This window comes from Micromonospora sp. 4G55 (assembly GCF_016803375.1).
This window is the reverse complement of record NZ_JAEVHN010000574.1, coordinates 1-3,915: the sequence shown is the minus strand read 5'-3', so window position 1 is coordinate 3,915 and position 3,915 is coordinate 1. Positions and strand designations below refer to the sequence as shown.

The 3,915-nt window shown below is 73.7% G+C and carries 6 protein-coding genes and 2 pseudogenes; 3 read left to right on the top strand and 5 right to left on the bottom strand.

Features of this window, described 5'->3' with window-relative positions; all coding sequences use genetic code 11:
• Together JNW89_RS30130 and JNW89_RS30125 are read right to left on the bottom strand one after the other, a co-directional pair.
• On the bottom strand, window positions 1-268 hold a 268-nt coding region (locus tag JNW89_RS30130; RefSeq protein WP_238451659.1), incomplete at its 3' end, for a hypothetical protein.
• Window positions 269-358: 90 nt separating this feature from the next.
• Complete coding sequence (locus JNW89_RS30125; RefSeq protein WP_238451658.1) at window positions 359-763, bottom strand: hypothetical protein; 405 nt, start codon at window positions 761-763, stop codon at window positions 359-361.
• Between the two features lie 42 nt (window positions 764-805).
• On the opposite strand from JNW89_RS30125, the gene JNW89_RS30120 reads away from it, so the two are divergent.
• Complete coding sequence (locus JNW89_RS30120; protein WP_238451657.1) at window positions 806-1,099, top strand: hypothetical protein; 294 nt, start codon at window positions 806-808, stop codon at window positions 1,097-1,099.
• A 10-nt stretch (window positions 1,100-1,109) separates the two neighbouring features.
• Here JNW89_RS30120 and JNW89_RS30115 read toward each other — a convergent pair whose 3' ends face one another.
• A complete protein-coding gene (locus JNW89_RS30115) occupies window positions 1,110-1,298 on the bottom strand; it encodes a hypothetical protein (protein ID WP_238451656.1) in 189 nt (62 codons plus the stop codon).
• A gap of 88 nt (window positions 1,299-1,386) precedes the next feature.
• On the opposite strand from JNW89_RS30115, the gene JNW89_RS30110 reads away from it, so the two are divergent.
• Window positions 1,387-1,683 (top strand): hypothetical protein, encoded by a 297-nt coding sequence (locus tag JNW89_RS30110; RefSeq protein ID WP_238451655.1) that lies wholly within the window; start codon window positions 1,387-1,389, stop codon window positions 1,681-1,683.
• 37 nt (window positions 1,684-1,720) lie between these two features.
• On the opposite strand, the pseudogene ligD reads toward JNW89_RS30110, so the two are convergent.
• Window positions 1,721-2,743, bottom strand: a pseudogene (ligD, locus tag JNW89_RS30105) (non-homologous end-joining DNA ligase); the annotation flags it as partial.
• A gap of 47 nt (window positions 2,744-2,790) precedes the next feature.
• Here ligD and msrB point away from each other — a divergent pair.
• Window positions 2,791-3,203: pseudogene (msrB, locus tag JNW89_RS30100) on the top strand (peptide-methionine (R)-S-oxide reductase MsrB).
• A 136-nt stretch (window positions 3,204-3,339) separates the two neighbouring features.
• Here the strand turns inward: msrB and JNW89_RS30095 are convergent.
• A partial coding sequence (locus JNW89_RS30095; protein WP_238451654.1) for a DUF305 domain-containing protein occupies window positions 3,340-3,915 on the bottom strand: 576 nt, incomplete at its 5' end.

The window sequence follows — 3,915 nt, the reverse complement described above, 5'->3', positions numbered from 1 at the left end:
CCCCACCCAGCCCGCCGGCGAACCGGTCGCGGACCGTCCGGTCCCGGCCGGTGGCCTCGGCGGCGCTCCCGGCCGACCGGAGCCGCTGATCAGCAGGCTGCGCTCGGCGGCGGGTGCCGCCGCCAGCATCGCCCCGCTGCCCGGCGTCGATTGCCCGCTGGTTGTAGTCGGACAGCCCGGTGACCAGCGCGACGGCGACCAACGCGGCGACCGCCGCCGCCAGCAGCAGGCCCCGCGCCTCGCGGGCCCGCCTCCACACCAGCTTCATCCGTACGCCTCCCCCGGGGGGCCCTCGCTGGGCCGGTGACCAGGAAGAGCGGGTACGGGCCGGAAAAGGTTCGCGCCCTTTACATGATCGTTATCCGACCCCGTCCCAGCGCAGGCCGGCCCGCGTGGCGGCCGCGCGCAGCGCCTCGGCGAAGCGGGCCACCCTGCCGTCCAGGGCGGCCAGCTCGTCCGGGCCGAGCAGCACCACCGGGCCGCCGTCGGTCACCGCCAGCACGCAGGGGGTACGACCCTCGCTGGCCGCCCGGACCGCCGGGCTGCGCTCGTTGAGGTGCACCAGTTCCACCGGCACGCCCAGCGCCGGCAGGAGGTCGCGCCACTCCCGCTTGCGACCCAGACCGTGGTGGGTGACGTCGCACAGCGCGCACGAGGTGGTTCCCCGCACCTTGCCGACCAGGTACGCCAGTTCGCCGCGCAGCCCGCCGTCGGCGTGGTAGACGCCGACCAGTCGCCGGACCACGCCCGAGGTGGAGGTCATGCCGGCCAGTGTGCCGGACGTCGATCTGCTTGGATCACCGGCATGGAAGCCACCCTCGTCGTCCTGCTGCTGCTCGTCGTGGCGCTGCTCGGCGCGCAACTGTCCGTCCCGGCCCGGCGGGACGGCACGGCGGCCCGGCTGACGGAGATCGAACGCCGACTCCAGCTGGTGATGGACCACCTCGGCGTGGTGGACGACGGCCCGGCGCTGCCCGGGGTCCGCGAGCACCTGGCCCGGGGCGAGAAGATCAAGGCCATCAAGGCGTACCGGGCGGCGACCGGCGCGGACCTGAAGACCGCAAAGGAGGCGGTGGAGGCGATGGCCGGGCAGCGCTGACGGCGGGCGCTCAGTCGGCCAGTGAATCCGGCCGGTGCTGCTTGATCCACTTTTCGACGTCGGACTTCCGCCAGATCTTGCCCATGGCCAGGACGGCGATCGGCTCCGGGAAGTTCCGTTGATTGGCGATCACGGACGCGCGCTGCCGCGAGACGCCACCGAGCATCTCCCGAATCTCCGACACGCCGACAAGCTCCACACGTTGACGATGACAGCGGCACAGTCGCCAGACGGCGACAACTACGGTGTCTGTTGACGTAGACAACGGAGTCGGTCAGCATGAGGGTATGGCTACGCCCCACACCTCCGCTGTACCCGACCGTCAGCGGCGGGCGGTCCGTCCGCACGTGCCGATGCGGCCGCTCTGGTTGTGCCGGGTGTGCGCCGCCGCCTGGCCGTGCCCGCCGGCGCGGCTGCTGCTGGGCATGGAGTACCGCCGGGATCCGGTGGCCCTCTCGGTCTACATGGCGGGCTGCCTCTTCGACGCCACCGCCGACCTGATCAAGCTCAGCCCGAACCCGGCCCCGTCACCGGCGGACCTGTTCGACAGGTTCCTGGCGTGGACGGCCCGGCGGCATACGTAGTGAAGGCCCGGCCCAGCACCCGGTCAGGCGGGCTCGTCGGCTCGCGCTTCGCCCGGCTCGGCTGCACCCGCTTCGGCTCCCCCGGCATCTTCGGGTGGTCCGGCGGGTACGGCATGTCGCCCTGGCCAGCGGCCGCGTCCCGCTCGGCCCATTCCAGCAGCGGAGTGAGGTCGAACGGGGCGTCGTCGATGCCCGCGTGCGGGTCGCCCCGCTCGGCGAGCCGGGCGGGCACGCTGCGCAGGTCGAAGTCGTCCGGTTCGACGTCGGGCAGCTCGTCCCAGGTGACCGGGGTGGAGACGGTGGCGCGGGCGTTGGCGCGCAGCGAGTAGGCGCAGGCGATGGTGCGGTCCCGGGCCATCTGGTTGTAGTCGACGAACACCCGCCGGCCCCGCTCCTCCTTCCACCAGGCGGTGGTGACCAGGTCGGGGCGGCGGCGCTCCAGCTCGCGGGCGAGCGCGATGGTGGCCCGGCGCACCTCGGTGAACGTCCAGCGGGGCTCGATGCGCAGGTAGACGTGTACGCCCCGGCCGCCGGAGGTCTTCGGCCAGCCGGTCGCACCCAACTCGGCCAGGAGCGCGCGCACCTCGCCGGCCGCGGTCGCCGCGTCGGCGAAGTCGGTGCCGGGCTGCGGGTCGAGGTCGACGCGCAGCTCGTCGGGGCGGTCCACGTCGGCGGCCCGCACCGGCCAGGGATGGAAGACGATGGTGCCCATCTGGGCGGCCCAGGCCACGTGGGCGAGGTCGGCCGGGCAGAGCTCGTCGGCGCTGCGCCCACTGGGGAAGCTGATCTTCGCCGTGCGCACCCACGGCGGGACGCCCCGGGTCGGCACCCGCTTCTGGAAGAACATCTCCCCCTCGATGCCCTCGGGGAAGCGCTGGAGCGTGGTGGGGCGGTCCCGCAGGGCGCGCATGATCCCGTCGCCGACCGCCAGGTAGTAGTGGAAGACGTCCGCCTTGGTGAAGCCGCGGCCGGGGAAGATCACCCGGTCGGGGCTGGTCAGCCGGACGGTGTGCCCGGCGACCTCGATCTCGGTCACCGTCGCCTTCGAGGAGCCGCCCATTCCGCGACCATATGCGACGCCCCCGACATCCGACGTACCGTTGGCGGGTGAGTCTTGACAAGAACGAACTGCCCCGCACCGAGGAAGAGTGGCGGGTCCGGTTGAGCCCGCAGGAGTTTCGGGTGCTGCGCGAGGCCGGCACCGAGCCACCGTGGACGGGCGAGTACGTCGACACGAAGACCCCCGGCGTCTACCACTGCCGGGCCTGTGGCCTGGAACTCTTCTCCAGTGACACCAAGTTCGACTCGCACTGCGGCTGGCCGAGCTTCGACGACGCCATCCCCGGCCGGTCAAGGAGATCGAGGACCGCACCCTCGGCATGAGCCGCACCGAGATCCGCTGCGCGCGCTGCGACAGCCACCTCGGGCACGTCTTCCACGGCGAGCACTTCACCCCGAAGGACACCCGGCACTGCGTCAACTCGCTGTCGATCCGGCTGGAACCGCGCTCCGACGCCTGACCCGCCGGGCCGCGCCCGGCGGGCGGCGGCGTCGTCGCCTACCGCCGGCCGGCCGCCGGCGCCGGTCGATCCGGCTGGAACCGCGCTCCGACGCCTGACCCGCCGGGCCGCGCCCGGCGGGCGGCGGCGTCGTCGCCTACCGCCGGCCGGCCGCCGGCGCCGTCAGGAGTCGCACCTCCGCGGTACGCGACTGCTCGACCCGCGTGGCCAGTTCGCGTACCTGTGGGCTGGTCGCGGTCGCCAGGTGCGCCCGGGACAGGTCGGCGGCCGCCTGCTGGTGGCTGCCGAGCAACTCGCGCAGCACGGCGTCGACCTGGCCGGCCGGGGCGCTCCGCAGGCGCGCGAGGTCCGCCGGGGCGGCGAGGTGACCGGTGTGGTCGTGCCGCCCGGCGGTCGCGGCCGGACCGGCGTCGCGCAGCCAGGCCCGCATGGTGGCCAGCTCGTCGGCCTCGGTCACCTCGATGGCGGCGACCATGGTGCGCAGTTCGGGGTCGGTCGCCCGGTCGCGGCCCCAGCCGGACGATCTCCGAGTCGTCGTGCTCGGTGTGGGCCCACCATCATGGTCAGGTACAGCACGTCGAGGGTGCCGAGCGTGGTGTCCGCCGAGCCCGCGGTCGCGCAGCCAGGCCCGCATGGTGGCCAGCTCGTCGGCCTCGGTCACCTCGATGGCGGCGACCATGGTGCGCAGTTCGGGGTCGGTCGCCCGGTCGCG